The sequence below is a fragment of the Pseudobacter sp. genome, assembly GCF_051955275.1.
GTDB lineage: Bacteria > Bacteroidota > Bacteroidia > Chitinophagales > Chitinophagaceae > Pseudobacter.
In genome coordinates this window covers 1-24,411 of the sequence record NZ_JBQCGW010000250.1, presented here as the reverse complement: position 1 = coordinate 24,411, position 24,411 = coordinate 1, and the positions used below count along the sequence as shown (strand labels likewise).

General features: G+C 48.1%; 19 protein-coding genes. 12 read left to right on the top strand and 7 right to left on the bottom strand.

Annotation, left to right across the window (positions count from 1 at the left end):
• Window positions 1-12: 12 nt before the first annotated feature.
• Window positions 13-1,401 (bottom strand): magnesium transporter, encoded by a 1,389-nt coding sequence (gene mgtE / locus ACTHMC_RS21645; protein WP_440416336.1) that lies wholly within the window; start codon window positions 1,399-1,401, stop codon window positions 13-15.
• A 96-nt stretch (window positions 1,402-1,497) separates the two neighbouring features.
• On the opposite strand from mgtE, the gene ACTHMC_RS21640 reads away from it, so the two are divergent.
• Window positions 1,498-1,839 (top strand): SET domain-containing protein-lysine N-methyltransferase, encoded by a 342-nt coding sequence (locus ACTHMC_RS21640; protein ID WP_440416334.1) that lies wholly within the window; start codon window positions 1,498-1,500, stop codon window positions 1,837-1,839.
• Here the strand turns inward: ACTHMC_RS21640 and ACTHMC_RS21635 are convergent, their stop codons facing one another.
• From ACTHMC_RS21635 to ACTHMC_RS21625, 3 genes are all read right to left on the bottom strand, one after another.
• Entirely contained in the window at window positions 1,840-3,207 is a 1,368-nt protein-coding gene (locus ACTHMC_RS21635; protein ID WP_440416333.1) for an outer membrane beta-barrel protein, read from the bottom strand. It lies immediately after the preceding gene.
• Window positions 3,191-3,781 (bottom strand): RNA polymerase sigma factor, encoded by a 591-nt coding sequence (locus ACTHMC_RS21630; RefSeq protein ID WP_440416331.1) that lies wholly within the window; start codon window positions 3,779-3,781, stop codon window positions 3,191-3,193. Before ACTHMC_RS21630 ends, ACTHMC_RS21635 begins: the two co-directional genes overlap by 17 nt.
• A gap of 108 nt (window positions 3,782-3,889) precedes the next feature.
• Complete coding sequence (locus ACTHMC_RS21625; RefSeq protein WP_440416330.1) at window positions 3,890-5,329, bottom strand: DUF4403 family protein; 1,440 nt, start codon at window positions 5,327-5,329, stop codon at window positions 3,890-3,892.
• 88 nt (window positions 5,330-5,417) lie between these two features.
• On the opposite strand from ACTHMC_RS21625, the gene ACTHMC_RS21620 reads away from it, so the two are divergent.
• Window positions 5,418-6,338: a YihY/virulence factor BrkB family protein gene (locus tag ACTHMC_RS21620; RefSeq protein WP_440416329.1), complete on the top strand. Its 921-nt coding sequence runs from the start codon at window positions 5,418-5,420 to the stop codon at window positions 6,336-6,338.
• Between the two features lie 24 nt (window positions 6,339-6,362).
• Window positions 6,363-7,247: a bestrophin family protein gene (locus ACTHMC_RS21615; RefSeq protein WP_440416327.1), complete on the top strand. Its 885-nt coding sequence runs from the start codon at window positions 6,363-6,365 to the stop codon at window positions 7,245-7,247.
• On the opposite strand, the gene ACTHMC_RS21610 is transcribed toward ACTHMC_RS21615, so the two are convergent.
• Window positions 7,237-8,010 (bottom strand): zinc-dependent peptidase, encoded by a 774-nt coding sequence (locus tag ACTHMC_RS21610; protein WP_440416325.1) that lies wholly within the window; start codon window positions 8,008-8,010, stop codon window positions 7,237-7,239. The two genes, ACTHMC_RS21615 and ACTHMC_RS21610, sit on opposite strands and share 11 nt — an antisense overlap.
• Before the next feature lie 129 nt (window positions 8,011-8,139).
• Here ACTHMC_RS21610 and ACTHMC_RS21605 point away from each other — a divergent pair, with 129 nt between their 5' ends.
• The gene (locus ACTHMC_RS21605) at window positions 8,140-12,645 is read left to right on the top strand and encodes a T9SS type A sorting domain-containing protein (RefSeq protein WP_440416323.1); all 4,506 of its coding nucleotides are present in this window, start codon (window positions 8,140-8,142) and stop codon (window positions 12,643-12,645) included.
• A 9-nt stretch (window positions 12,646-12,654) separates the two neighbouring features.
• Here ACTHMC_RS21605 and ACTHMC_RS21600 read toward each other — a convergent pair whose 3' ends face one another.
• A complete protein-coding gene (locus ACTHMC_RS21600) occupies window positions 12,655-13,734 on the bottom strand; it encodes a M48 family metallopeptidase (protein ID WP_440416321.1) in 1,080 nt (359 codons plus the stop codon).
• A gap of 321 nt (window positions 13,735-14,055) precedes the next feature.
• Here ACTHMC_RS21600 and ACTHMC_RS21595 point away from each other — a divergent pair, with 321 nt between their 5' ends.
• Together ACTHMC_RS21595 and ACTHMC_RS21590 are read left to right on the top strand one after the other, a co-directional pair.
• Entirely contained in the window at window positions 14,056-15,444 is a 1,389-nt protein-coding gene (locus ACTHMC_RS21595) for an MBOAT family O-acyltransferase (RefSeq protein ID WP_440416320.1), read from the top strand.
• 4 nt (window positions 15,445-15,448) lie between these two features.
• On the top strand, window positions 15,449-16,513 hold the full coding sequence (locus tag ACTHMC_RS21590; RefSeq protein WP_440416318.1) for a hypothetical protein: 1,065 nt from the start codon (window positions 15,449-15,451) through the stop codon (window positions 16,511-16,513).
• A gap of 183 nt (window positions 16,514-16,696) precedes the next feature.
• Here ACTHMC_RS21590 and ACTHMC_RS21585 read toward each other — a convergent pair whose 3' ends face one another.
• Window positions 16,697-18,964 carry an aconitate hydratase gene (locus tag ACTHMC_RS21585; protein ID WP_440416317.1) on the bottom strand — a complete coding sequence of 756 codons (2,268 nt, stop codon included), beginning with the start codon at window positions 18,962-18,964 and terminating at the stop codon, window positions 16,697-16,699.
• A 158-nt stretch (window positions 18,965-19,122) separates the two neighbouring features.
• Between ACTHMC_RS21585 and ACTHMC_RS21580 the strand changes: the two genes are divergently transcribed.
• The 6 genes from ACTHMC_RS21580 to ACTHMC_RS21555 all read left to right on the top strand — a co-directional run bounded on the left by ACTHMC_RS21580 (window position 19,123) and on the right by ACTHMC_RS21555 (window position 24,368).
• On the top strand, window positions 19,123-19,356 hold the full coding sequence (locus ACTHMC_RS21580) for a PspC domain-containing protein (protein WP_440416316.1): 234 nt from the start codon (window positions 19,123-19,125) through the stop codon (window positions 19,354-19,356).
• 74 nt (window positions 19,357-19,430) lie between these two features.
• Window positions 19,431-20,426, top strand: coding sequence for a helix-turn-helix domain-containing protein (locus ACTHMC_RS21575; protein ID WP_440416314.1), 996 nt, complete (start codon window positions 19,431-19,433; stop codon window positions 20,424-20,426).
• Window positions 20,427-20,806: 380 nt separating this feature from the next.
• The gene (locus ACTHMC_RS21570; RefSeq protein ID WP_440416312.1) at window positions 20,807-21,601 is read left to right on the top strand and encodes a DUF4382 domain-containing protein; all 795 of its coding nucleotides are present in this window, start codon (window positions 20,807-20,809) and stop codon (window positions 21,599-21,601) included.
• Between the two features lie 307 nt (window positions 21,602-21,908).
• On the top strand, window positions 21,909-22,532 hold the full coding sequence (locus tag ACTHMC_RS21565; RefSeq protein WP_440416311.1) for an RNA polymerase sigma factor: 624 nt from the start codon (window positions 21,909-21,911) through the stop codon (window positions 22,530-22,532).
• Window positions 22,533-22,603: 71 nt separating this feature from the next.
• Window positions 22,604-23,767: a FecR domain-containing protein gene (locus ACTHMC_RS21560; protein WP_440416309.1), complete on the top strand. Its 1,164-nt coding sequence runs from the start codon at window positions 22,604-22,606 to the stop codon at window positions 23,765-23,767.
• A 256-nt stretch (window positions 23,768-24,023) separates the two neighbouring features.
• Window positions 24,024-24,368: a TlpA family protein disulfide reductase gene (locus ACTHMC_RS21555; RefSeq protein ID WP_440416307.1), complete on the top strand. Its 345-nt coding sequence runs from the start codon at window positions 24,024-24,026 to the stop codon at window positions 24,366-24,368.
• The last annotated feature ends 43 nt before the right edge of the window (window positions 24,369-24,411 follow it).

Below are 24,411 nucleotides of genomic sequence, written 5' to 3'. Positions count from 1 at the left end.
TAAATTGGTTTGCTACAACAAAATACCACTTAAGAGCATATAGGCCATGGAAAAATATATGACCAGTCCGGTCACATCCACCAGCGTAGCTACAAAAGGAGCAGAGGAAGTGGCGGGGTCAGCTCCCAGTCTTTTCAGGAGCAGGGGCAGCATGGACCCTGTGATGGTACCCCAGAGCACAACGCCCAGGAGGGAGAAGCCAACGGTGAGGCCGATCTCCGTGCCGTTATCGCCATATGTATGGAACATGGAATTCCAGAATACCACGCGGAAGAAGCCGATGAGGCCCAGTACGGCGCCCAGCATGAGGCCGGAAAGGATCTCTCTTTTCAATACCCTCCACCATTCCGCTACCGTGATCTCACCCATGGCCATGGCCTGTATGATGAGGGTGGATGCCTGTGATCCGCTATTACCTCCACTGGAAATGATGAGGGGTATGAAGAGGGCCAGCACTACGGCTTTTGCGATCTCGTCTTCGAAGTATTTCATCACGGTGGCGGTGAGCATCTCTCCCAGGAAGAGCACTACCAGCCACACGATCCTTTTTTTGAATAGTCTTACCAGGGGCATTTCCAGGTAAGGCTCATCCAGGGCTTCGGTACCCCCCATTTTCTGCATATCCTCACTGAATTCCTCATTGGCTACCCAGAGCACGTCATCGATGGTAACGATGCCGAGCAGGACATTCTTATCATCCACCACGGGCAGGGCCACGCGGTTATTCATTTTGAAGATCTGGTTGGCTACTTCCTGGTCGTCATTTGCATTGAGGGTGATATAGCGGTAATCGATGATATCGCCCACTTCTTTATCAGGACTGGCCAGGATGATCTCGCGGATACGGACGTCATCCACAAACTCACCGGTATCGTTCACAATGTAGATCACATCGATGGTTTCGCTGTCCTTGCCTTCTTCGCGGATTAGATTTAGGATCTCCTGGCAGGTCCAGTCTACCTGAACGGAAATATAATCCGGCGTCATCAGACGGCCTACGCTTCCTTCGGGATAGCCTAGCAGTGAAAGGGTGATCTTGCGTTCTTCCGGGTTGAGGAGCTTTACCAGTTCCTTCACCACTTTGCCGGGCAGTTCTTCAAAGAAGTCTGTACGGTCATCCGCGGGGAGCTCATTGAGCAGCTCGGCGGTTTTGGAGGGAGGGAGTTCCCTGATGATGGTTTTCTGATCACCCAGGTCGAGGATCTTGAATACACTGGCAGCCCGGTGAATACTCATATTGCCGATGATCTGGCTTTCGTATTCGGGTACTTCACTGATGAGCTCTGCCACATCACTGATGTTCTGATGATTCAGCAGTTCCCGTACTTTAAGTACATCGTCCTGCCGGGCCAGCTCCAGGAACTGTTCTTTCAGGTCGTCGATATCTACCTCCGTACTCATGCCTCAAATTTAGGGAATAACAAATCTGTATGATCAATAAAATGTATTTTCGGTGGGATGATCCTACCGTGTTTATTCATAGCAACAACCAGTGAAATGGGGAGAGGTGTATACACTTCTGAGCCACTTGATGAAGATATCATCATAGAAGTGGCGCCGGTAGTAGTGATGAGTGCGGAAGACAGGATTCATCTGGATAAGACCCTGCTGCACGATTATATCTTTGAATGGGGAGATAAAGGAGAGGTGATCATGGCGCTCGGTTATGCACCTGTGTACAATCATTCCTATACATCCAACTGTGAATACGAAATGGATTATGAAGCCAGCACTATTTCCATAAGAACAGTGCGGCCCATTGCTGCCGGAGAGGAGCTCTTCATTAATTACAACGGGTCCTGGGATGACGACAAGCCCCTGTGGTTCGATGCGAAATAATTATTTTCCTTTTTTCCCGAACTGATATTTCAGTCCGAGATTAATACCGAAGCTGTTCAGCTGGATATTTCCCGTGCCCACTCCTTTAAGAGGGAGCTTCAGGTAAGGCTCTGCCATGAAATGCAGGCGGCTGCCCAGCTGCTGCTCCATGCCTCCTGAAAAATTCAGGATGGAGAAGAGATAGTTGGAGTTTTCGTTGGTAGACCAGTTACGGCTGCCGGGATTTCCATTATAGTAATAATAGTATTCGTAATCTTCTTTTTTCATCAGGTAGCTGCTGACGCCTGCGCTGATGAAGAAACGGGAGCGGGTTTTGATGCCCAGGTCGTAGCGGACATTGAGCGGGATATCCAGCATATTACAGCCGCCTTCGATCTTATCGATATCATAGTACACCATGGCTCCTTTGGGAGTGAAGTCTTTGCCGCGTGCTTTATAATTCTTGGCATTGTATACGATCCCGGAATTGATGCTCAGTTTGTCTGTAATGTAGTAGCCTGCCAGTATACCGGCATTGAAGCCCGTTCTGCCGGCGCTGCTGAATTTCACATTACTGAAATCCGCGCCAGCGAGTACGGTGGCGTAAAATGTATTCCTTCTTGAAGAAGAAGGGGTCAGGGGTTTTTTATTGGCTGTTATTCGGGTTGAATCCAAAACAGTTGCAGCAGACGGATCAGTGATGCTGGCCTTCGGGGTTGAACGATTAACCAGAATGGCAGGGGAGTCAGAAATTCTGCTTTTTTGTTCCGGAGAATCGTGGGTCACTGTTCCTGGTAACTGCTTGTCCTGTGTTGAAGTTATATACGGATCAACCGCAGTTTTAGTTGGGTTGTCCGCATTGTTGTTTGTCTGTTGAAGGCCTTGCGCAGCTTGTGATTCAGGTGTTTGGGTAGTCTTGCTCCTCTGGCTGACAGGCTTTCTCTTTACGGAAGCTACAACGGATAAATGACTGTTATTTATTATTTGACCATTGTCAACCGAAGTTCTGCCGGAAGAATGGGGCCTCTGGTCACCCTCTGACTTTGTTGTTTCAGTAGCTGCTGCCGCTTCCTGCGGTGTACTTTCAGATTTGCTATCTGTGTTTATTATCGGATTGCGTTTATTGGTTTCAGTTATGACGGGAATTTTTTCTGCATTGGTCTTTACAGGTTCGTTCCATTTCATCACTCCCCACAATGCGCCTCCGAGCAGCAGCAGGCCCGGCAGCCACCACCAGAGCAGCAGACGCCGCTTCCGGCGCTCTTGCGGCAATTCTTCGTCCAGCCTGCGTTCCAACGCATCCCAACCCGATGCCGGCAATTCCGCATCGAACTGGTCTGCCGCTTCCCGGCTCAGACGGTCAAGCTCATTATCATTGTGGAGAGGCATAAATATTAAAATGATTTTTGTTCACTAATAGTTTTCTTAGGTTGTCTCTCGCTTTGGAGAGATTGGATTTTGAAGCGCCCACTGAGATGCCCAACTGATGACTGATCTCTTCGTGGCTCATCCCTTCTATCACGAAGAGATTGAATACTGTTCTGTACCCGGGCGACAATGATTTTACGGCTTCGATGATCTCTTTGTAGCTGAGCATATCGATGCCTGTTTCACCCTTGTCAGGGATGGATTCAGATTCATGTGTAAGCACATGCCCGTTCACGGCTGCATGGTTCTTACGGTAATGATCTATGCAGGTGTTTACCAGGATACGCTTGAACCAGCCCTTCATGCTCAGGAGCATATCGTCCTGCCGGTGCTGATCAAACTGATGTATGTTCTTGAAAAGTTTTACGAACCCTTCATTCATGATCTCCTCTGATTCTTCCGTTGCATTGGTGTAGCGGTAACAGATCTTCATTGCAAAGCCACGGAGCAGGTAATACAATTCCTTCTGGCTGTTACGGTCATTAGCCAAACAGCCCTTGATCAGTGCGGCCACCTTTGGGTTATCTGTATGCAAGAATGGTTTGGTTTGCAATGAGAATAAACAAGGGGTCACCCCCTGTATAAATTACGAATTTTCTTATACAAGTCTGTTACGTAAAAGGGGGTGGACAGGTTGCCTCGCTTATTGTAAACTAACCAGGTTGGCCGGCGGCCTGCCTGTAAGGCTGATGCTGGCGCGGATAAACGCCTGAATCTGAATATGTTTCTCCTGTGGAAGGATGCCCAGCAGTTTTATTTCCTGGATCGAACCGCTGGTGCTCATCCAGCTGGTCACCTGCTGATTCAGGCGGGCCTCGATCAGGGTCCTGTTCTTTTGTATCAGGGCCTGGAGGTCCAGCACGCTCTGCCCGGCCAGTTCCTTCATGATCTTCTTTTTGATGAGGCCTTTGGCCAGGTTCACCATCAGGTCTTTGGTATCCAGGCCTACTTTGATATCGGGCATGGACAGTACCTGCCTGGCCGTGTCGAGGGTAGGAGTGCCGGTAAGACTGATCACTCCGGTGCGGTTTCCGCTGAAGGAGAGGTCAACTTTTATCTTTCCTTCATAAGTGCCGCTGATATTCACGTCTTTGATCACAAAAGTGCGACCGTCGATTTCGAAGGGCTTATTGCGCAAGCTGTCGTTGAGCAGCTTGTTGAAGAATTTGTATTCGTATACGGCATCCAGCCAGGTGCTGATATTACCGATGCGGTCTGCATTGGAAACGGGTGGCAGGGCAGCATGTGTAACCAGTTTATTACTGTCTGAATTGAAGCGGGGAAAACCGCTGAAGCCCATCGAAAAATAGAGGGTGTCTTTCTGCACATTGAAACGGCTCACACCCAGTGCAGACAGGTTCAGGTTGAGGAAGCCGTATTTGCTGATGGGCATCACGCGGCTGCCGCCTTTGCGCCAGTTGGCCAGCAGTACATTGTTGTTGAGGTCCTGTACAAATTTATCGAAAGTGGTGCAGTAGGTCTCGATACTGGCTTTCACACTGTCGAGCACATCTTTGGTCATATCATTGTTCATGATGGTGACCTCACATTTATCCAGCGGCTGTAATTTTTCCAGGTGCGTGACCGTGTTCACGGAGTGGTTGGGCATGAGGGTGAGTTGGGATCCGATGGCAATGTCCACGCGGCGGAGCGGTTCCCCGTTGAAGCCGCAGCTTCCATTCACCCAGGGAGATACCTGCTTGTCAAATGCACAGAGGGCGCGGCTTCCGGCGATCTGGTAATCGCCGCGGAAAGCGATGGTCACTTTATTGTTCACTACGTTGAATACAAAGGGCGACCGGATGAAGCGGTATTTGTAACGGAAATCACAACTGCTCTGTGTGTAGTTGGGCCATTTGTCGTTGGTGAATTCTTTGGCGGTGGACGATTCCATTACCGACAGTAACGGTTTCATGTATATTTTTACGGGGATATTTATGTACGACTGTGGCAGGGCAGGTAAACTGCGCGCCGGAGGCGGTGTAAGGGTACTGGTGACAGTGGTACTTTTTTTGCTGCTGCCGCAGGACAAAAAGAAAATGAGGGCAATGCCCAATCCGAGGACACGGGTTATTGATGTCATACAGCAAATATCAAAATTTCCGCGTTAATTTTCACTATCTTCAGACTGCAACCCTGCCCGCCGCAGCAGAAGAAAAAACAGGTGTATAATGAGAGTACCGAAACCGGTCACTGTTCTGCAATTACTCAGGTTGGCATTCAGGGAGTTCAAACAGAACGATCCCCTGCGTATGGCTGCGGCCACCGCATTCTTTGCTACGTTTGCCCTTCCTGCCATTCTCATCATTCTCATACAGGTATTCGGACTGGTGATCAATCCGCGTTTCATTGGCCGTAACCTGGTGGAGGCGCTGGCAGGGGTCATCGGCCCCAATTCCGCCATGGAAGTGCGGGAGACCCTCCGCAATGTACGCACCCTTGCTTCCACCTGGTACATTGCCACGGGTGGTTTTATCTTTTTGTTATTTGTGAGCACCACGCTCTTCAAAGTTATCAAAGACTCCGTGAATCAGCTCTGGCGCGTGCGGCAGGCAAAGGGAAGGGCCTTTGTGCGGCAGATGAAACAGAGAGGCATATCCTTTGTGGTGATATTGTTTGCAGGCCTGTTCTTCCTGGCCACTTTAACGGTGGAAGGCGGCGTGTCCCTGCTTCGTCAACAACTGGGTACCGCACTGCCCGGGGAAGAATCCGTGATCTGGGCCATCACCAGCCAGCTGATCTCGCTCTTTGTGGTAACGGGATGGTTCTCGATCCTGTTCCGCTATCTTCCTGATGGTAAAACCACCTGGAAAGTAACCATGGGCGGGGCTTTCTTTACAGCACTGCTGTTTACACTGGGTAAATTCCTGTTGAAATTCTTATTGTCTTATTCCAATATGAGCACGGTATATGGCACTTCCACTTCCTTTGTGCTGATGCTGCTGTTCATCTTTTATTGCGCCTTTATTTTTTATTACGGGGCCTGCTTTCTGAAAGTGTGGGCCAATCATAAAAAGAAACCTATCCACCCCCGGTACTATGCGGAATCTTATACCTGGGAGCAGGTAAAAACAGAATCGCTTGACCGGTAATTACTGAGTATTATTTTTGCAGCTATGATCGCTTACAATCCTAAAGACTGGTTCACTTTCGTATTCCGTTTTCATAAGGCGGACACACTGAGAAAATTATTCCCGCTGATCATCGGCATCAGCGCTTACAGCGCCATCATCGCCGTGATGGAACTGGAGTGGTTACGTTTGAGCGAGAACAACCACCTGAAGAATATTTCCATGATGAATAATCTCCTGAGCTTTGTGATTTCCATGTTGCTGGTGTTCCGCACAAATACGGCATACGACCGCTGGTGGGAAGGGAGAAAGCTCTGGGGCTCGCTGGTGAACAACAGCCGCAACCTGGCCATCAAACTTAACGCTATCCTGGGGGCCGCAGAGGATGAGGATAAGAAATTCTTCCGCCGCGTGATCCCTATGTATGCTGCTGTGCTGAGCCGTCACCTGCAGACAGAGCAGACCAGACTGGCGCTGGATACGGCCGAGCATCCGGAATGGGCACACCTGGATAACAACAAGCATATGCCCAATCAGATCGCTTCACTGATGTACAAGCGCGTAACGCGTTTGTATGAGCAGGGAAGGATCAAGGGAGATCAACTGATCGTTATCAATGCAGAGCTGCAGGCTTTCACCGATGTATGCGGCGCCTGCGAACGCATCAAGAACACGCCTATTCCATTTTCTTATAGCGTCTTCCTCAAGAAATTCATTTTCTTCTACGTAATGACATTGCCGGTGAGCTTCGTGTTCAGCCTGGGTTATATTGCCATACCGGTAACCGCCTTTATCTTCTATGTACTGGCCAGTCTTGAAATGATTGCAGAAGAGATCGAAGATCCTTTCGGCAGCGATGAGAATGACCTGCCCACGCAAAAGATTGCGGACAATATCAAGAAACATGTAAGCGAGATCTTCAGTTCGTAGCAGGATCCTGTTTAAAGATCAGTTCGAGGTACTCGTACAGCTGGGGATGTTTTTCTTTCAGCAGGTCGGGCCTCTCGAAGAAATATTCCGAGATCACGGCAAAGAATTCACTCTTATCCGATGCCCCGTAAGGATTGATATCGGAACGGTTCTTCCTGATCTCTTCTATCTGCTGTTGCATCAGGTGCATCCAGGGAATGGCGTACTGATGCGCGATCAGGTTTTCGGGAATACCGTCTACGGCCCCATCCGATTTATCGAGCAGGTGAACGAACTCGTGTATGGCGGTATTGTTCTTGTCGCTGGTAACTTCAAAGCCCTGTCTCAGCGCATGCTGGGAGAGGATCATCTTTCCATTCATATAACCACTGCCCACCATGCCCAGGATGGCGCGGTCCGCGCCTTCAAATTTGAATTCCTGGTTGAAGGTATCGGGATAGATCAGCACATCCGTGAGGTTGCGGTACTCCCAGTCAGGAAACCCGAAAATGGGAATCACGGCACTGCTGGCCACATAGATCCTGTCGCGTTCATCGATAGTGGCGCCCACGCCTTCGATCCTCACATTGGCCAGGAATGCTCCAACTTTTTCGCGGAAGCGTTGCTGTGCGGTCTCATCAAGCCTTTGGTAGAAACGGACATGCTGGCTGAGGATATCAACATCATCTTTGGAGAGGGCTACCGGTGGCCTGGCCTTCGGTTTCCAGTTCCAGATGAAAATACAAACTGCTGCAATGCCGATGAGGATGTAAATGGGCGTCATAAATGTTGAAACAGAGATTATGGATTAAGATCGAAAATAATGAATAATCAGCTGATGCAGCCGGGTAGGGGAGCAGCCCGGGTTTTAACTCCGGATTTTCTGTAGATTTATGCCAGAATTACCCCCTATATGTTTAAGTTATTCAAGCAAACCCTGCTTATCCTTATTATTCTTCTCCTGTCGGTATTTCAATCAGCCAATGCACAGTTCTCAGAAATGTACCAGGGAACGGATGAATACAATCCGGTAACCGGCATGTCGTTTCTGAACAGCACTACCGGCTTTGTTGCCTTTTCCAAATTCATCGGATACACGGAAGACGGAGGGAAAACATTTGTAAAACGATCGGTCAGTTATGCTAATACCAATTTCAACGGCTATTCCGTTGGACTGACTTTTGGATTTGCTGCAAAAGGTGTGGTTGCTTTTTCCGCCACCTCACTGTTGGTGTATGGCGATTTCAGTTTTGAACCTTCTATTCTCTATTCATCCGATGGTGGTCAGTCCTGGCTGCTGGTATTTCACCGCAATATCAACCTGAATGCTCCCAGGTTCAGTGATGGCATTACGGATATGAAATTCCCGGGAGGTGGCCAGACAGGTTATGCCGTACATCATGAACAGGTGCTCAAAACCACCAATGGCGGTCAAACCTGGGCAGCGGTATTGAATGCTCCCGTGGAATCCTTGCGCAGGATCAGTGCTCCTTCCGCTTCCAGCCTGTATGTTTCCGGTGGTGAAAAAGTGTACAAATCCACTAATGGCGGTGCTTCGTGGAGCTCGGTGACACCGGTTACGGGCAACAGTTACAAGAACTTCAATAACGTATTCTTTTTAAATGCCACTACTGGTTACTGTACGGACCAGGCAACCTTTCAGTTATTCAAAACCATTGATGGAGCCAGTTCCTGGACGAAAGTGAATGACCCTGAACTGGTACCTGTATATGCCAACGATATCTGGTATACGGGTGAGTCAACCGGCTACATTGCATCGGGAGCCTTCGACGTATTAAAGACATCGGATGGAGGCAGGATCTGGGAAAAATGCAAAAAAGATAAACCATATCAATACCTCAACTATGGCATGGAAAGGATCTGGTTTCTGGATGCCAGTACCGCCTGGGCGGGTGGTAACAGGGAATACCTGCTGAAAACCAGCAATGCAGGGGAGCCCACGCTGCCAAAAGCGGTCTTCAGGATCGATACCACCAACTTCATTGCCAACCAGAAAGTGGATTTACAGAATCATTCAAAATCAGGTTATACATACAGGTGGTTCAAAAATGGAATTGAGATCAGTACCGGTTACAATTTCTCTTATCAACATGAATCTTCTGTTTCCCGCGATGTTATCAGGCTTATAGTCAGCAACGGTACGGATTCAGACACGCTGGACAAGACCATCGATTTCAGTGCGCCTATCCAGATCACTTCATTTTCACCTGAAGTTGGTTACAAAGATGCCGGTGTGGTTATCAAGGGAAAAGATTTTTACAGTATAACCAGTGTTACTTTCGGTGGCGTACCTGCATGGTTTCAACACCGCAGCGATACCGAGATCTTCGCGTATGTGGGCAATGGCGCCAGTGGCGAGGTCAGGGTATCGAGCGCCACTGCATCCGGCTCCAGGCCAGGCTTCGTTTTCCTGGAAGAACCGAAATTGAATATGCCTGTTTCTGTAGTGGATACCATGCTGTGCAAATCGGAGAAAGCTGTGATCCTGATCGCTCAGTCAGAACCTGATGTTGTATATGAGCTGAAGAATGCAGACAATGTATCTTTTGGTGCTGCCAAAGGCAATGGAGGCGGACTGCAACTGACTACCCGGGAAATTGCAGTAAGTGGTTATTATACACTCTGGGCAACCCGGACTTACAATAGTACCGGTTATATCACCAGACAGTTTCAAACGCCATTGCATATTGTTGTTGAACATACCCGCTCAGTTTTTGCGGCAGATAAAGTGAATGTATTGCCCAACGAACAGGTAAGCTTTTCAAATTATTCCATCGATGCCACTACATTCAGATGGACATTCAATGAAGACGCCAGTATCAGTACATCCGGCCTGCCTGTTGTAAATGGAGTGAGTTATGCCGCGGCAGGACAAAAAACTTTCCAGCTCATCAGTGAAAGCGATTATGGCTGCAAAGACACTATCGGAGGTAATACGGTATTTGTATATAACAAGCCTGCCACTGACGATAACTGTTATGCGAACAATACACCGGATGACGATAGTTATGAGGTCACCGGTACTGTGGTAGACATGTCGCCGGATAAGAACAATGGTTTCCTTGTTTGCGGCTGGGGTACCAATCCAACCTTGAAAAGCCGCTATGGAAACGGCGTTACCTTGAAAGAAACAGTGGGAACCCTTGCCAGGTACACGGTGGATGGTGTATTGAAATGGGTACACCATATCCCTGGTGGATATATCAACTCGTCCATTACGGATAAGGACGGTAACATTTTTGTAGCCGGATATTCATGGGCAGGGTCTTATTATTATTTCAATAACGGAGACTCCATGACAATGGTGCCGAATAGCGCCACTACCCATCCGGGATACAGCAAATGGGGTGGTTTCATCATGAAACTTGATCCGCAGGGTAAATATCTCTGGCATACGTTGCTGATAGATCCTTCTCCCAGATATCAGGGCTACCCTGTTGCGGGCGGTAATATTGTAAAAATGCGGCTGAAAGATGATCAGCTGATCGTTATTGGCACTTGCATCGCCAATATGTCTTACTATGAAAATGGCAATGTAACTCCCATCATGTCTTACCGCAACAGCGGGTATGAGAATGAAAACATGAACAATTTTGTAGTAAGTATCGGTCTCGATGGCAAATACAAATGGAGCGTAACGGCGCATAATGAGTCCAATAATCATCGCCGTGCTTTTTCCGACCTGGTGATCGATGATGCAGGTAATTCCTATTTATCTGGTTATTATGAATATGCTGTAGAGCTCTGGGATGCTGCCGGTACCAGTTATAAATTCTATGGTGCTACGGGCAGTTCTTTAAGCTATATCATTAAGATCAACAAACAGGGCAGGTTTGTATGGAATACCCGCTGGAGCGGAACCCATTCCGGTATTTACTCCCTGGGCCTGGATGCTGCCGGCAACCTGTATGCTACCGGATCAACAACAAAAGGTACCGGTACCATCACCCATGCAGACAATACAACTCATAATTTCTCCTACGGCGGATTCATGCTGGCTAAAATGAGCCCTGAAGGAAAAACAATCTGGACGCAAGGAAGCAAGTATGCTTATTATGGGCAGGGAAATGTTTTGCATGTGGATGGCAATGATATTTATGTGGCAGGAGGCATCAGTCAGAACGGAGAACAGGTGAGTGATTTTATTCTCACAAGTGCCGGAGGAGATGTTCCTTTGAGGATCTATGAGAATGAATTTTTTCTCGCCAGGTATAATTCCGATGGAGCAATGCAGAAGTTGCAAACGAGTGGTAAGAATGATGGAGGGCATGTTGTTGTATCAAGACTGTTTTCCGATGCAGCACATAATCTCTACCTCGGAGGAAACATCGATCAGTGGAATGGAGGAAGCGGTAATTATGGGATATTCGGTATTCCCATTATCACCCGTGGCCATGATGGCTTCTATGCCAGACTGGACCCTGTGGCCTGTACCATAGCAACCCTGCCGGGCAAGCCCTTCGCTGGAAAGGACACCACGATCTGCCAGGGAACTGAAGCCAGTTTGCTAGCCACTGTAGCTGCAGGGCTCGCACCGGTCTGGAGCTCCGATGATGGATTCTCGTCACAGTCGGCCGGTTTAACGGTAAAGCCTGTCCGAAGCTCAAACTACTATCTGAGCGTCCGTAGTGCATCAGGAGAGATCGCAAGAGATACGGTGATGGTATCAGTATTACCGGTAACGGCGGATGCAGGTGCAGACAAGACCGTTTGCGAGCATGCGCTGGATTCTGTGGGCGTAAAGGTTTCCGGTGATACTTATACCTGGACTTCCAGGCCTGCGGGTTTCAGTAGTACCCAGGCCTCGCCTTATATTTATCCTGCTTCTGATACCGAGTATTTCCTTGCTGTGAAAACACCTGCAGGATGCATGGCCTATGATACCGTGATGATCTCTGTAAAGCCTGTTCCGCAAAAGCCAGCCGTTACAAAAGATGAGCAGGGATTTCTGGTGAGCAGTGCAGAGGATGGCAATCAATGGTTCTACGCAAATGGTAATGCCGTTCCCGGGGAGAACAGGCGCCGGTTCAAACCGGCCGTGGATGGTTTCTATGCTGTGAGAGCTACCCTGAATGATTGTGAAGGACCGAAGTCCGATCTCTTTGAATACAAAGCACCGGTTGTCACCGGAATTGATGACCTGGATGGCGTGAATACACTCGCGGTGATCTATCCCAATCCTGCCAGGGATGCATTCAGGGTAAGGTTCCAGATCTTCGGCGTACAGCAACTGAACCTGTCTGTACACGATAGCAGGGGAAGACTGGTGCTCACCAAAAAGCAGGTCAGGAATGGAGACCTGATAAATATTTCATCGTTGGCGCAAGGCTTTTATATCCTGAGGCTGACGGATAACAGAAATAAAGTAAATGTGATCCTGTCACTGGTGAAAAACTGATCAGTGTTTTTAATAGCTCTCGTAGAGCGCATGAAAAATTTCCTGCAAACCCGGAAGAGCAGTTGGAGAAGATGGATACTTCTTCAGCTGCTCTTTCACATTGGCTACCCGCTTTTCAAAAACAGGATGGGTGCTTAAAAAGTTCACTGCCTGTCCATGCCCTTCTGTGGCCTGGTTCAGTAAGTCCATCAGTCTGACCATGCCTTCAGTATCCACTTTATTCTCGTACATGAGTTTCATGCCCTGATTGTCTGCATCGGTTTCCAGTTCCCTGGAATAGGAAAGTTCTTTCAGATTGGCGGCATTGGATACCAGTACGGATGTGATTCCGGATTCATTGCCGATGATCAGTGAAATGAACATCTGCCTGGCCAGGCTGCTGGAAATATTAAAGAGGGTATGCCGCTGTGAAATATGCGAGGCCTCATGACCAAGGAGCGCGGCCAGTTCCTCGGGTGTTTTCATATTATCCAGGATGGCATCGTACACTACAATATGTCCTCCGGGAACGGCAAAGGCGTTCACTTCCGGGCTCTTCACCACGGTGATCTGGATAGGATAACCTGTCTGGAAATGTAAAGCCTGGTAGAACTGGTTCAGCAGTTTTGTTTTAGCGGAATCAATCTGGTAGGTGCTGATAGTACCGTTGTACATCTGTTCCCCGATGCTGATCTCGGTTTCTTTGGAGAAGGAGGCGGCTACCCTGCGGCCCAGCCAGGGAGCTACCCAGTAATAACAGATGAAGAAAACCCCGCAGATGATGCCTGCGATCAGTACCATCTTGCTGAGGATGGAATTGAAGGCGCGGGCCGGTGCATTGCCGGCAAATTTCTGGTGCCTGAAAGTCTTTCTGATGGCCTGCTCCAGCGCCGGATCTGTAAATTGTAGGGTGTCCGCTTCTCCTGCGGCGGAACGGTAATGCAACGTAAAACCTGCGGGTGTTGTCTCCAGTTGTTGTAAATCGCTTCCCAACCAGTGGATATCCTGTTGTTGGCTGTGTTCATCCTGGTATCTGATGGTGAGTGTGACCGGTGACAGGATAATGGAAACCGGACTATGCTTGTATCTGGCGGAAAATGTTGTGGTCATGAATGAGTTTCGGTGCTGATAATAGCGCTAAAATACAAAAACAAAACCTTGAATCATGTTCCGCTCTTAACCACCGGCGGATCAGTAATTCAAGGTTTGTTACCGAAAAACTCCACCAGTATGCGGTATTAAGATCCCCACCTGTAACAAACCGCATACGGTGAATTCCGTTAGGATGAAAATAGACCAGGTTTAATAGTCAATAGTTGATCAATGCAGTAGCAAGCTACCAAGATTTAAATTCCGGGAGCTGCGTAGAACTACGGGAAAGGATGCGTGGATACTATTAAAAATATATTTTTGCCGACCCAAAGCTGACCGATGTTATTCAACTCGCTTCAATTCCTTATCTTTTTCCTGGTGATTACCCTGGCCTATTATCAGTTACCCAATCAGAAAGGCAGGACCTGGTTATTGTTGCTGGCAAGTTGTTATTTCTACATGGCTTTTGTACCGAAGTATATCCTGATACTGGGTGCCACAATTGTGATAGATTATTTTGCCGGACTTCAGATTGCTAAGAGCAATGGCAAAGCCAGGAGGAACTGGATGCTGGTCAGCATCGTGGCCAATGTGGGCATCCTGGTTTTTTACAAATATTTCAATTTTATATTCGGTAACCTGGAACCTTTGCTGCAACTGGCTTTCCCGGACAGGCATATGCCGGTGCTGGACATACTGCTGCCTATCGGACTGAGCTTTCACACTTTTCAGGCAATGAGTTATATCATTGAAGTGTACCGTGGCAATCAGCCACCGGAAAGGAATTTCATCACCTATGCATTATATGTGATGTTCTATCCGCAGCTGGTAGCCGGGCCTATCGAGCGGCCGCAGAATGTATTGCCACAGCTGCATGAATATCATACGTACAACTGGAACAATGTAAAAGAAGGATTGAGCAGGATGCTCTGGGGCATGTTCAAGAAAGTGGTGATAGCAGACAGACTGGCGATAGCCGTGGACCATGCATTCGGACATACAGATACACAATCGTCTGCCCAGCTGGCCGTGGCCGCTGTATTTTATTCTTTTCAGATCTACTGCGATTTTTCAGGATATTCTGATATCGGGATCGGAGCTGCGAAAGTGATGGGTATCCGCCTGATGGAGAACTTCAAAGAACCATACCGCGCCGGTAATATCCAGCAGTTCTGGAGCCGCTGGCATATCTCACTCTCCACCTGGTTCAGGGATTATGTGTATATACCGTTGGGAGGTAACAGGCTGGGAGAGGCGCGCCGAAAACTGAATGTGATGATCGTTTTCCTGCTGAGCGGGTTATGGCATGGCGCCAACTGGACCTTCGTGATTTGGGGTGGCATGCATGGCGTGCTCACGGCTTTTCTGCCCGGCAGGAAAGAAGATGGCATGCACAAATTCCTAAGCCGTTATGTTTTTGTAGGGATCAATTTCCTGCTGGTGACCCTGCTCTGGATTTTCTTCCGTGCACCTGGACTGAGCGAGGCAGTTACTTATATCAAAGGAATTGCCAGCGTAAAAACCGGTACCGGATCATTTGGTTTGAACATGACGGAATCCTTGCTGGCCGTTGGTTTGATTGCCGTCATGTTGTTTGTGGAGAGAAAGAGGACCAGCTACCTGATAGAGCGGAACTGGCTGTTCCTGCTCTATGCCCTGCTGATGGCAACGGTCTGTTACTTGTTGGGAGTGTTTAACGAAAACCAGTTCATTTATTTTCAATTCTGATCCTATGCGCAAAATACTTTCCTGGATATTCATAATTGCGGGGGTAGGAGTGATGGTGATCTCCACTTCACCCACCATCATGGAAGCTATAGTCAACTACAGGCAGGGAATCAAAGGGGCTTTCGGAGAAAGGAAAAGCCGTGGCGGGGACCTGATGCGCATGAGCTACCTGGACCGGGAAGACCGGTTCATTTACGAGGGTGTTCCGGTAAACAAAAAACCGGATGATACCAGCAGCAAAAAGAATATTGATCTGTATGTGTATGGCGACAGCTATATGTTACAGATTCCGGACTCCTCTGTTTTTGCGAGAGTGAGAAAATATAGTTTCGGAAGAAGGGATTATGAAGACCTGGTATACAGGCTTGACCCTTCACAGAAAAATGTACTGCTGATCGAATTATCTGAAAGATTTGTACGCACTTATCTTCCTTATTACAAGGTTACCTATGATCACCTGAAACCGGCTGCTGAAGGGCTTTCTACGAATGACCGTCCTCAGCCGTACAGTGCATCTTTGTTTGATCTGAAGCATATTTTCAATCCTGGTATCAACTCCAATATCGAGTACAATCTTTTCAATTATAATTTCCTGAATGGTCCGCGGTACTGGAAGGCCAGCAAAACCTATCGCTGGTTCCACCGGGTATCGGGGGATGTGGTGTTGTCTGAAGATGGGCAATTCCTTTTCTACCGGCCTACGGTGGATCCTGAAAATGAGCAGAGCAGTTTTGCTCCTGTATCCGGGAAACTGTTGCAGGAGTTGGGCGATCATCTTGCTTCTCTTTACGATCATTACCAGAAGGCTGGTTTTGATGAAGTGATCTTTTCTGTGATCCCAAGCCCGGTGACCATTCTTCAACCAAAGGGGTATAACCGGGTGATCCCTGTATTACAGGAACAGCTGGAGGCAAAATCTATTCCTTACGTAGATGCATACACGAATTTTTCCAACTACGCTGATCCCTTTTTACTGTACCGCAGGGATGATACGCACTGGAGCACGGAGGGTTGTCATTTGTGGCTGGAGATCCTTAACCGGCAGTTGGTTACAATTAGTGAGAACTGATCAATATTCGGGGACCACTCGCTCGCCTCTGGCGAGTGAGGCATATTAGTTCGCCTCCGGCGAACGCTGAACTCGCCGGAGGCGAGCAAACAGAAGTCACTCGCGGGGACGCGAGCGACTGGGCATATCACAACAAAAAGGGCCACCCTTTCAGGCGGCCCTTACAACTAAAAATGATAATCACTATTTTTTCGCAAACTGCGCGCGGATCACATTCAGGGCGCCGCCGGCTTTGAACCACTCGATCTGCTGATCATTGTAAGTGTGGTTCAGGATCACTTCATCCTTGCTGCCATTCTTGTGGTTCAGCACCATGGTGATGGTAGAGCCAGGCGCGAAGGTAGTGAGACCGTTCAGATCGATCACATCATCTTCCTGGATCTTATCGTAATCGGCCTTATCAGCGAAGGTAAGCGCGAGCATACCTTGTTTTTTGAGGTTGGTCTCGTGGATACGTGCAAAGCTGCGCACGATGATGGCGCGAACACCGAGGTGACGTGGCTCCATCGCTGCGTGCTCGCGGCTGCTGCCTTCACCGTAGTTCTCATCACCTACTACCACAGAACCGATACCGGCTGCTTTGTAAGCGCGTTGAGTGGCGGGAACAGGACCGTATTCACCGGTGAGCTCGTTCTTAACAGTGTCGGTCTTGTCGTTATAGAAGTTAACGGCGCCGATCAACATGTTGTTGGAGATATTATCCAGGTGACCACGGAATTTCAACCAGGGACCTGCCATGGAGATATGGTCAGTGGTACATTTTCCTTTTGCTTTGATCAGGAGGCGCAGGCCTTTGATATCAGTGCCTTCCCATGGCGTGAATGGCGCCAGGAGTTGCAGACGCTGAGACTCGGGGCTAACGATCACCTGTACACCGCTACCGTCGGCAGCAGGGGCCTGGTAACCGGCATCTTCCACATGGAAACCTTTTGGAGGCAGCTCAACGCCGGTAGGTTCATCCAGTTTCACATCTTCACCCAGTTCATTCTTCAGGGTATCGGTCAGCGGGTTGAAAGTAAGGTCTCCCGCGATGGCAAAGGCAGTCACAATTTCCGGTGAAGCTACAAATGCGTGTGTGGAGGCCAGACCGTCATTACGCTTGGCGAAGTTCCTGTTGAAAGAAGTGATGATGGAATTCTTACGGTTGGGATCGTCGATGTGACGGGCCCACTGACCGATACAGGGACCGCAGGCGTTAGCCAGCACCACACCACCGATCTGATCGAAGGTTTTCAGGAAACCATCTTTCTCGATAGTATACCTTACCAGTTCAGAGCCTGGAGTAATAGTGAATTCAGCTTTTGCTTTCAGTTTTTTGGCGATCGCCTGTTCTGCCAGGGAGGCGGAACGGCTGATATCTTCATAAGAAGAATTGGTACAGCTTCCGATGAGGGCCACTTCCAGGCGCTCTGGCCAGTTGTTGGCGCGAACCGCTTCAGCAAATTTGCTGATAGGCCATGCGAGGTCCGGAGTGAAAGGTCCGTTCACATGCGGCTCCAGCTCGCTGAGGTTGATCTCGATCAGTTGATCGTAATATTTTTCGGGGTTGGCATATACTGCTTCGTCGGGGCGGAGGTGCTCACGCACGCCGTTGGCGAGCTCTGCCACTTCAGCACGGCTGGTAGCGCGGAGGTATTCAGCCATTTTCTCGTCGTATGCGAAGAGGGAGCAGGTAGCTCCGATCTCAGCACCCATGTTACAGATAGTGCCTTTACCGGTAGCGGAGAGGCTGTCTGCCCCTTCACCGAAGTATTCCACGATAGCGCCTGTTCCACCTTTTACAGTGAGGATACCAGCCACTTTCAGGATAACGTCTTTCGCTGAGGCCCAGCCACTTAACTTGCCTGTAAGCTTTACACCGATCAGTTTGGGCATTTTCAGTTCCCAGGCGAGGCCGGCCATCACGTCAACGGCGTCAGCACCACCAACACCAATAGCCACCATACCGAGACCGCCGGCATTGGGGGTATGGGAGTCCGTTCCGATCATCATACCACCAGGGAAGGCATAATTTTCAATAACTACCTGGTGAATAATGCCGGCACCTGCCTTCCAGAAGCCGATCCCGTACTTATTGGAGATCGAAGACAGGAAGTCATATACTTCTTTATTTACATTTAATGCGTTCTGGAGATCTTCCACAGCGCCTGTTTTGGCCTGGATGAGGTGGTCGCAGTGTACGGTAGAAGGAACCGCAACTTTGTCGCGTCCACAGGTCATGAACTGGAGCAGCGCCATCTGGGCGGTAGCATCCTGCATGGCTACGCGATCGGGTGCAAAATCCACATAATCCTTACCCCGCGTGTATGCGCCGGTGGCCGGCTGGTACAGGTGGGCGTATAAAATTTTCTCTGCCAGCGTCAGCGGCGTGCCTGTCAATTTGCGCGCAGCTTCCACTTTTTCGGGCAGGGCTGCGTACAATTTCTTGATTAAGTCCAGATCAAAGACCATGATAAATTATTTTGATTTACGGAAAGTGGTGCGAATTTACCTAAAAAATGGTTTATCAAAATAACCGGAGGGCTGGACAATTTGTTTTATATTTTATAATTTAGTGGTGTGAACCAAACCTCTGGGTAAGGTCTCAGGCATTTTTACCCGATAAATAAATGTTTATTCCCGTGAATCGTTTGAGACAATTTATAGAATGGCAGGCTTTTGGCGTGTGCTCAGCAATGGGTGACCGCCTCGGCATTGCTACAGCCCGGATCCGCACCTGGTTCGTATACATATCATTTCTCACAATGGGTTCCCCATTGATCGTTTACTTTGTTTTAGCTTTCTGGATGAACATGAAACGTTATATCTTATCCGGTCGCCGTAACCCGCTGAAATACCAATAGTCTTTACTGTATTTCAATTTAAGGTCTCTCTGATTGCCCTGCGCCCGGTGGCGGCATCAATTAAAATTATTTCAGTGTTCCATCTAGACTACACTCATACCAATTATGAAGCGTTTGTGCACCATGTTGGACAACGCCTCAATGTGCCTGTGATCAATAATGAGATCCAGTTCCCGCAGGATACTGCTACAGGCACTTTTACTTATGTGACCCTTCCAAACGGGCTGGAGGCCACTATTATCAACTGTGTACTGAACGACGACTGGCTCATCCACCGGAAAAAGATAGCCGAAGAATACTATGTGTTACGGGTGGATATGCTCACGGTGCCGGGTACACTGGTGGTGACCATCGATGAGGACAAGGTAAAAGACATCAATACTTCAAAGTCCATCGCCTACCTCACCAGTTCTTTGTTCGACTGGAGTTATTACAGCACCAGCGGCACTACTTACCTTGGAGTGTCCATCCTTTTCAATAAAGACTGGTTGGCGAAGTACCTCGACCTGGGCACTGCGGAGAGTGTGCTCAGCACTTATATATCACTGAAAGCAGAGAATATCAATATCGTTCCCCTGGATAACAAGTTCCGGCAGTGGATGCAGACCATCATGGAGGTGGCGCATGATAATCCATTACGGCTCACCATTATCCAGAACCGGATCATGCTGATGGTGGAGCGATTCTTTGCCATCATTTATGAAAAAATGCACAATCCGGCCTTCCGGGTGCCTTTATCCCAGGAGGATATCAACCGGGTGATGCAGGTGGAGGCAATCCTCACGACTGATATATACCAGAGCCCGCCGCCCATCTCCCAGTTGGCTAAGATGGTGAGTATCAGTGAATCCAAACTAAAAAAGGATTTCAAGGTGATGTACGGTTCGCCGATCTATGAATATTACCAGAAAGCCCGGATGCAGGCTGCGCAGGATAAACTGCTTACCGGCAGGTTCTCTGTAAAAGAAGTGGCGATGGAGCTGGGGTATGCCAACCTCAGCAATTTTACCATCGCTTTCAAGAAAGCCTTCGGCGTATTGCCGAGTAGACTTTTATCAAAACAACCCTAGACATTAAAATAATTTTAACCGGCTGGTACACGTTGCGGGCATTCCTGTGACTCCTGCGGCTATACATTGTTTCAGGTGGGTGGTAGCTTTGTGTCCACAAAACGAAAACCGAGAAGATCCTCGAAAAATCGAAAGGAAGTCCCGTTTTTGATCCATCAGTGCTAGAAAAGCCTCACCCTGAATCCCACCTGGAGAAAGCGTATGTTACCTTTGAAAACTTTACATAAAATCAGCCTCTGCAAGGAGGCTTTTTTTATTTTAGGGAGAATGGAGGACCTTGGTTCAGAAGGTCTTTGGTTGCCCTGACTGCGGTTAAGGAATGAATGTGGCATACTTTTAGGATCAGGAAGGATAGGTTCATTTATACAAACATCCACATTATGAAAAAGTATCTGTTTTTCAGTGCCTCGTTATTGCTATCCTCTATGTTTTTCTACTCCTGCTCAGAAGATGACCCGGTAAATGGAACGGCCCGCCTGGAAGTGAGGCTTACCGATGACCCTGGTGATTATGAAGAAGTGAATATCGATATCGTGGATATTCAGATCAATGTTTCCGATGATGACAGCAAAGGTTGGGAAAGTCTTCCCAATGTTCGCAAAGGAATTTACAACCTGCTTGATCTGGTAAACGATAAGGACACCTTGCTGGTGAATGCGGATATCCCTGCCGGCAGGGTACAGCAGATCCGGCTGATCCTTGGTCCTAATAATACTCTAAAGCTGAATGGCGGTGCCATTGAGCCATTGCAGACGCCGAGCGCACAACAAAGCGGTCTCAAATTGAATATCCATCAGTCTGTTTCTGCCGGTATCCTGTACACGCTGGTGATGGATTTTGATGCTGCCCGTTCCATTGTGACCACGGGAAATGGAAAATATATTCTGAAACCGGTGATACGCACCGTGCTTCAGGAAGCTGGAGGCAGTATTTCAGGTGTAGTTACACCTTATAATTTCCGTACTGCAGTGTTTGCCATTCAGGGAACAGATACGGTTGCCGGAACATCTACGGATCTGATGGGCAATTACCTGATCAGGGGCCTGAGTGCCGGTACCTATACGGTAGGATATGCACCAGCAAGTGATAATTTCAATTCACAAAATAAGTCCGGCGTTATCGTTACAACCGGGAGCGTTACAAAGCTGGATACGGTGGCATTGCAGCCGAGATAAAATGCAAATAAATTTATTCAACAAAGGAGGCCCGGAAATTTTTCCAGGCCTCCTTTGTTGTAAGTTACAAGGGATCTAAGTATGATGGTGGACAGATATGATCCATTGGAACCAATAACGGGGAAGCATTTCATTAAATATTACATTTAGTATCCGGTATCGTCCTTTCTTCCTATTGCTGGAAAAGTGATATATTAGAGGTCACGGTTAAATAAGATCATTTCCACCCATATCCTCATTGAACATATTCGAACCTATCCTTCCTGATCTCTTTTGATAAAACCATTTTAATCGGACCGTCGGTTACATGAAAACAAACAATGACGACTTTATTCTGGCCGGATTCAGGCAAGGACAGGAAAAAGCGGTGAAACAGATCTTCGAGCGGTTTCATAAAGAACTGGTGGCCTTTGCCACCCGGATCACCTTAAACCGCTACGAGGCTCAGGATATAGTGGTGGAGGCTTTTCTCAAGATCCTTCCAAGGGCGCAGAACTTCGCTTCAATTGAAAATGTCCGTGCATTCCTGTACGTGGTGGTTCGCCATGCCTGTTATGAATGGGTGGAAAAACAGGAAGCCACAGAAAAGAAACAGCAGGCCTTCGTATACCTGCAGCAGGTGGATATCAATCCGGAACCGGAGGCCGTGATGGACAATGAAGAGATGATTGCCCGCACCCTCCAGCTGGTGTATGAACATATCCAACAGTTACCACCCCAGGAAAAAAAGGTATTTGTGATGAAAGTGATACAGCAGCAATCTGTGGATGAGATCGCTGCAGTCATGAATATTTCCAAAAAAACAGTCTATAATTTATCCAGTTCGGCCATAAACCGGCTCCGGAACCTGGTAGGAAAATCAGGTTTTCCCCTGTTTTTATTGCTTTGCACCCAATTCTCCCATTTTTTTTCAAATCAGCAGGAATTTTGACCGGGAACTTTTTCCGTTTTACCCTTATTATAAAAAGGCTCTGCTGAATCACGGATCTTAATCATTTAATGATGTCAGAGAACCAGCATCAGCAGCGGCTCATTGAGCTGCTCGCTAAGAAAATAACAGGAACATTATCTGAACAGGAAGAACAGGAACTGCTTGCTCGTCTGGAAACAGATTCAGGCGTCCGGACATTTGCAGATCAGTTCAGCCCTGAGCTTCTGGCCAGTGAACTGGCGCTCAGGGAAGCGACAGATACACCCGCAGCCTGGGAGCAATTCCGCGAACAGGCCGGGTTCCGGAAAAGCCTTCGCTGGAGTTACGGGAGGTCGATGGCTGTGGCAGCGTCTTTGCTGCTGATTGTTACAACAGGGCTTTACCTGTATTTGCAACGTAATCATCAGCATAACTCCTCAGCAGAACAAAACCTGATTGTAAAGGATATTCCACGTCCTGAGGCCAAAGCGGTACTCAAACTGGCAGATGGAAGAACAGTGGTACTTGACAAAGACAACTCTGGCAATGAAGATGTAAAAGATCAGGGTATTCTGAACCTGGATGAGAAGGAGATGCATTATGGAGGATCAGCGGGCAACGCTGTTGCTTTCAATACAGTTTCCACTCCCAGGGGAGTAACCTATAAACTGGTATTGCCAGACGGAACAGGTGTATGGTTGAATACCTCTTCCTCTATTCAGTTTCCAACTGCATTCGCTGGAAATAAAAGGGAAGTGACCATTACTGGTGAAACTTATTTTGAAGTGGCGAAGGATGCAGCAAAGCCATTCATTGTTCATACGAATGATATGGCAGTGCAGGTGCTGGGCACACAATTCAATATTGAAGCCTGGCCGGGGAAAGCAGTTGTGAATACCACTTTATTGCAGGGATCGGTCAGTGTGGAGCGCGGCGATAAGAAAGTGAAATTAAAACCGGGGCAGCAAGCTATCGCAGCGCAGCAGATCACCGTGAGCAGTAATGCAGACATCGACCAGGTCATGGCCTGGAAACAAGGGAAATTCGTGTTCCGAGCTACTAATATCCAAGACATTATGGAAAACCTGGCGCGGTATTACGATTTTGAGGTACAGTATCAGGGTACTGTCACTTCATCACTTTTCGCCGGCACTTTTGAAAGAAACGCTCCTTTGTCAGAAATCCTATTGTTCTTAGAAAAGACCGGGGGTGTGCGTTTCAGAATTGAAGGCCGTAAAGTGGTCGTAATGCCGTGACCATTAAAAATCAGTTGAATTCCATTTACCATTTTACCTCCTCCTGTATTGTAACTGAGTGTGAATACTCCGCATTCACATCCACTTCAATGTGCTTACCGATGTTTTCATTTCATTGTTAATTGCCTGTCGCTGACTGCGACCGGTATAAGGGAATAACTATAACAAACCGGCCCATGCGGTTTGATCATCACCTGTTGCAGAAAGTTCAATTGCTGCACAGGATTGGCTTTGTCTAACCCATCAAAATAAGCATATGCATCGCCGTTATCCCGTCATTCAACAAACACTGCTCTTTCTGCTCATCAGTTTGCCGCTGGCTGGAATAGCACAGACCAGCTTCAAAAAAAAGATAGAAGCAAATCCTGTAAAGGCTTATACGGTAGGAGACAGGCTGCCTGACATGGTTTTCAAAAATCTCATCAATTACAAGTCTGATAAATTAAACCTCGGCTCCCTTAAAGGCAAGCTCATACTGGTTGATTTCTGGGAGCTGAGCTGTACCAACTGTATGGCCGCATTCCCGAAGATCCAGAAAGCAAAGCAGCAATTCGGGGATAAGGTGGAAGTGATCACTGTTAACAGGATTGCCAGTACGTAGCAGTTTGAAAAAGCACTGAAAACATTTCCTTCCATCAAAAATT

Excerpts from the sequence above, each read along its gene's own strand:
- ACTHMC_RS21560 (WP_440416309.1), top strand. The coding sequence starts at position 22,604 with ATGTCAGAGAACCAGCATCAGCAGCGGCTCATTGAGCTGCTCGCTAAG.
- ACTHMC_RS21640 (WP_440416334.1), top strand. The coding sequence starts at position 1,498 with ATGGGGAGAGGTGTATACACTTCTGAGCCACTTGATGAAGATATCATC.
- ACTHMC_RS21590 (WP_440416318.1), top strand. The coding sequence starts at position 15,449 with ATGCGCAAAATACTTTCCTGGATATTCATAATTGCGGGGGTAGGAGTG.
- ACTHMC_RS21625 (WP_440416330.1), bottom strand. The coding sequence starts at position 5,329 with ATGACATCAATAACCCGTGTCCTCGGATTGGGCATTGCCCTCATTTTC.
- ACTHMC_RS21600 (WP_440416321.1), bottom strand. The coding sequence starts at position 13,734 with ATGACCACAACATTTTCCGCCAGATACAAGCATAGTCCGGTTTCCATT.
- ACTHMC_RS21580 (WP_440416316.1), top strand. The coding sequence starts at position 19,123 with ATGTTTATTCCCGTGAATCGTTTGAGACAATTTATAGAATGGCAGGCT.
- ACTHMC_RS21595 (WP_440416320.1), top strand. The coding sequence starts at position 14,056 with ATGTTATTCAACTCGCTTCAATTCCTTATCTTTTTCCTGGTGATTACC.
- ACTHMC_RS21605 (WP_440416323.1), top strand. The coding sequence starts at position 8,140 with ATGTTTAAGTTATTCAAGCAAACCCTGCTTATCCTTATTATTCTTCTC.
- ACTHMC_RS21635 (WP_440416333.1), bottom strand. The coding sequence starts at position 3,207 with ATGCCTCTCCACAATGATAATGAGCTTGACCGTCTGAGCCGGGAAGCG.
- ACTHMC_RS21555 (WP_440416307.1), top strand. The coding sequence starts at position 24,024 with ATGCATCGCCGTTATCCCGTCATTCAACAAACACTGCTCTTTCTGCTC.
- ACTHMC_RS21565 (WP_440416311.1), top strand. The coding sequence starts at position 21,909 with ATGAAAACAAACAATGACGACTTTATTCTGGCCGGATTCAGGCAAGGA.
- ACTHMC_RS21615 (WP_440416327.1), top strand. The coding sequence starts at position 6,363 with ATGATCGCTTACAATCCTAAAGACTGGTTCACTTTCGTATTCCGTTTT.
- ACTHMC_RS21620 (WP_440416329.1), top strand. The coding sequence starts at position 5,418 with ATGAGAGTACCGAAACCGGTCACTGTTCTGCAATTACTCAGGTTGGCA.
- mgtE (WP_440416336.1), bottom strand. The coding sequence starts at position 1,401 with ATGAGTACGGAGGTAGATATCGACGACCTGAAAGAACAGTTCCTGGAG.
- ACTHMC_RS21585 (WP_440416317.1), bottom strand. The coding sequence starts at position 18,964 with ATGGTCTTTGATCTGGACTTAATCAAGAAATTGTACGCAGCCCTGCCC.
- ACTHMC_RS21610 (WP_440416325.1), bottom strand. The coding sequence starts at position 8,010 with ATGACGCCCATTTACATCCTCATCGGCATTGCAGCAGTTTGTATTTTC.
- ACTHMC_RS21570 (WP_440416312.1), top strand. The coding sequence starts at position 20,807 with ATGAAAAAGTATCTGTTTTTCAGTGCCTCGTTATTGCTATCCTCTATG.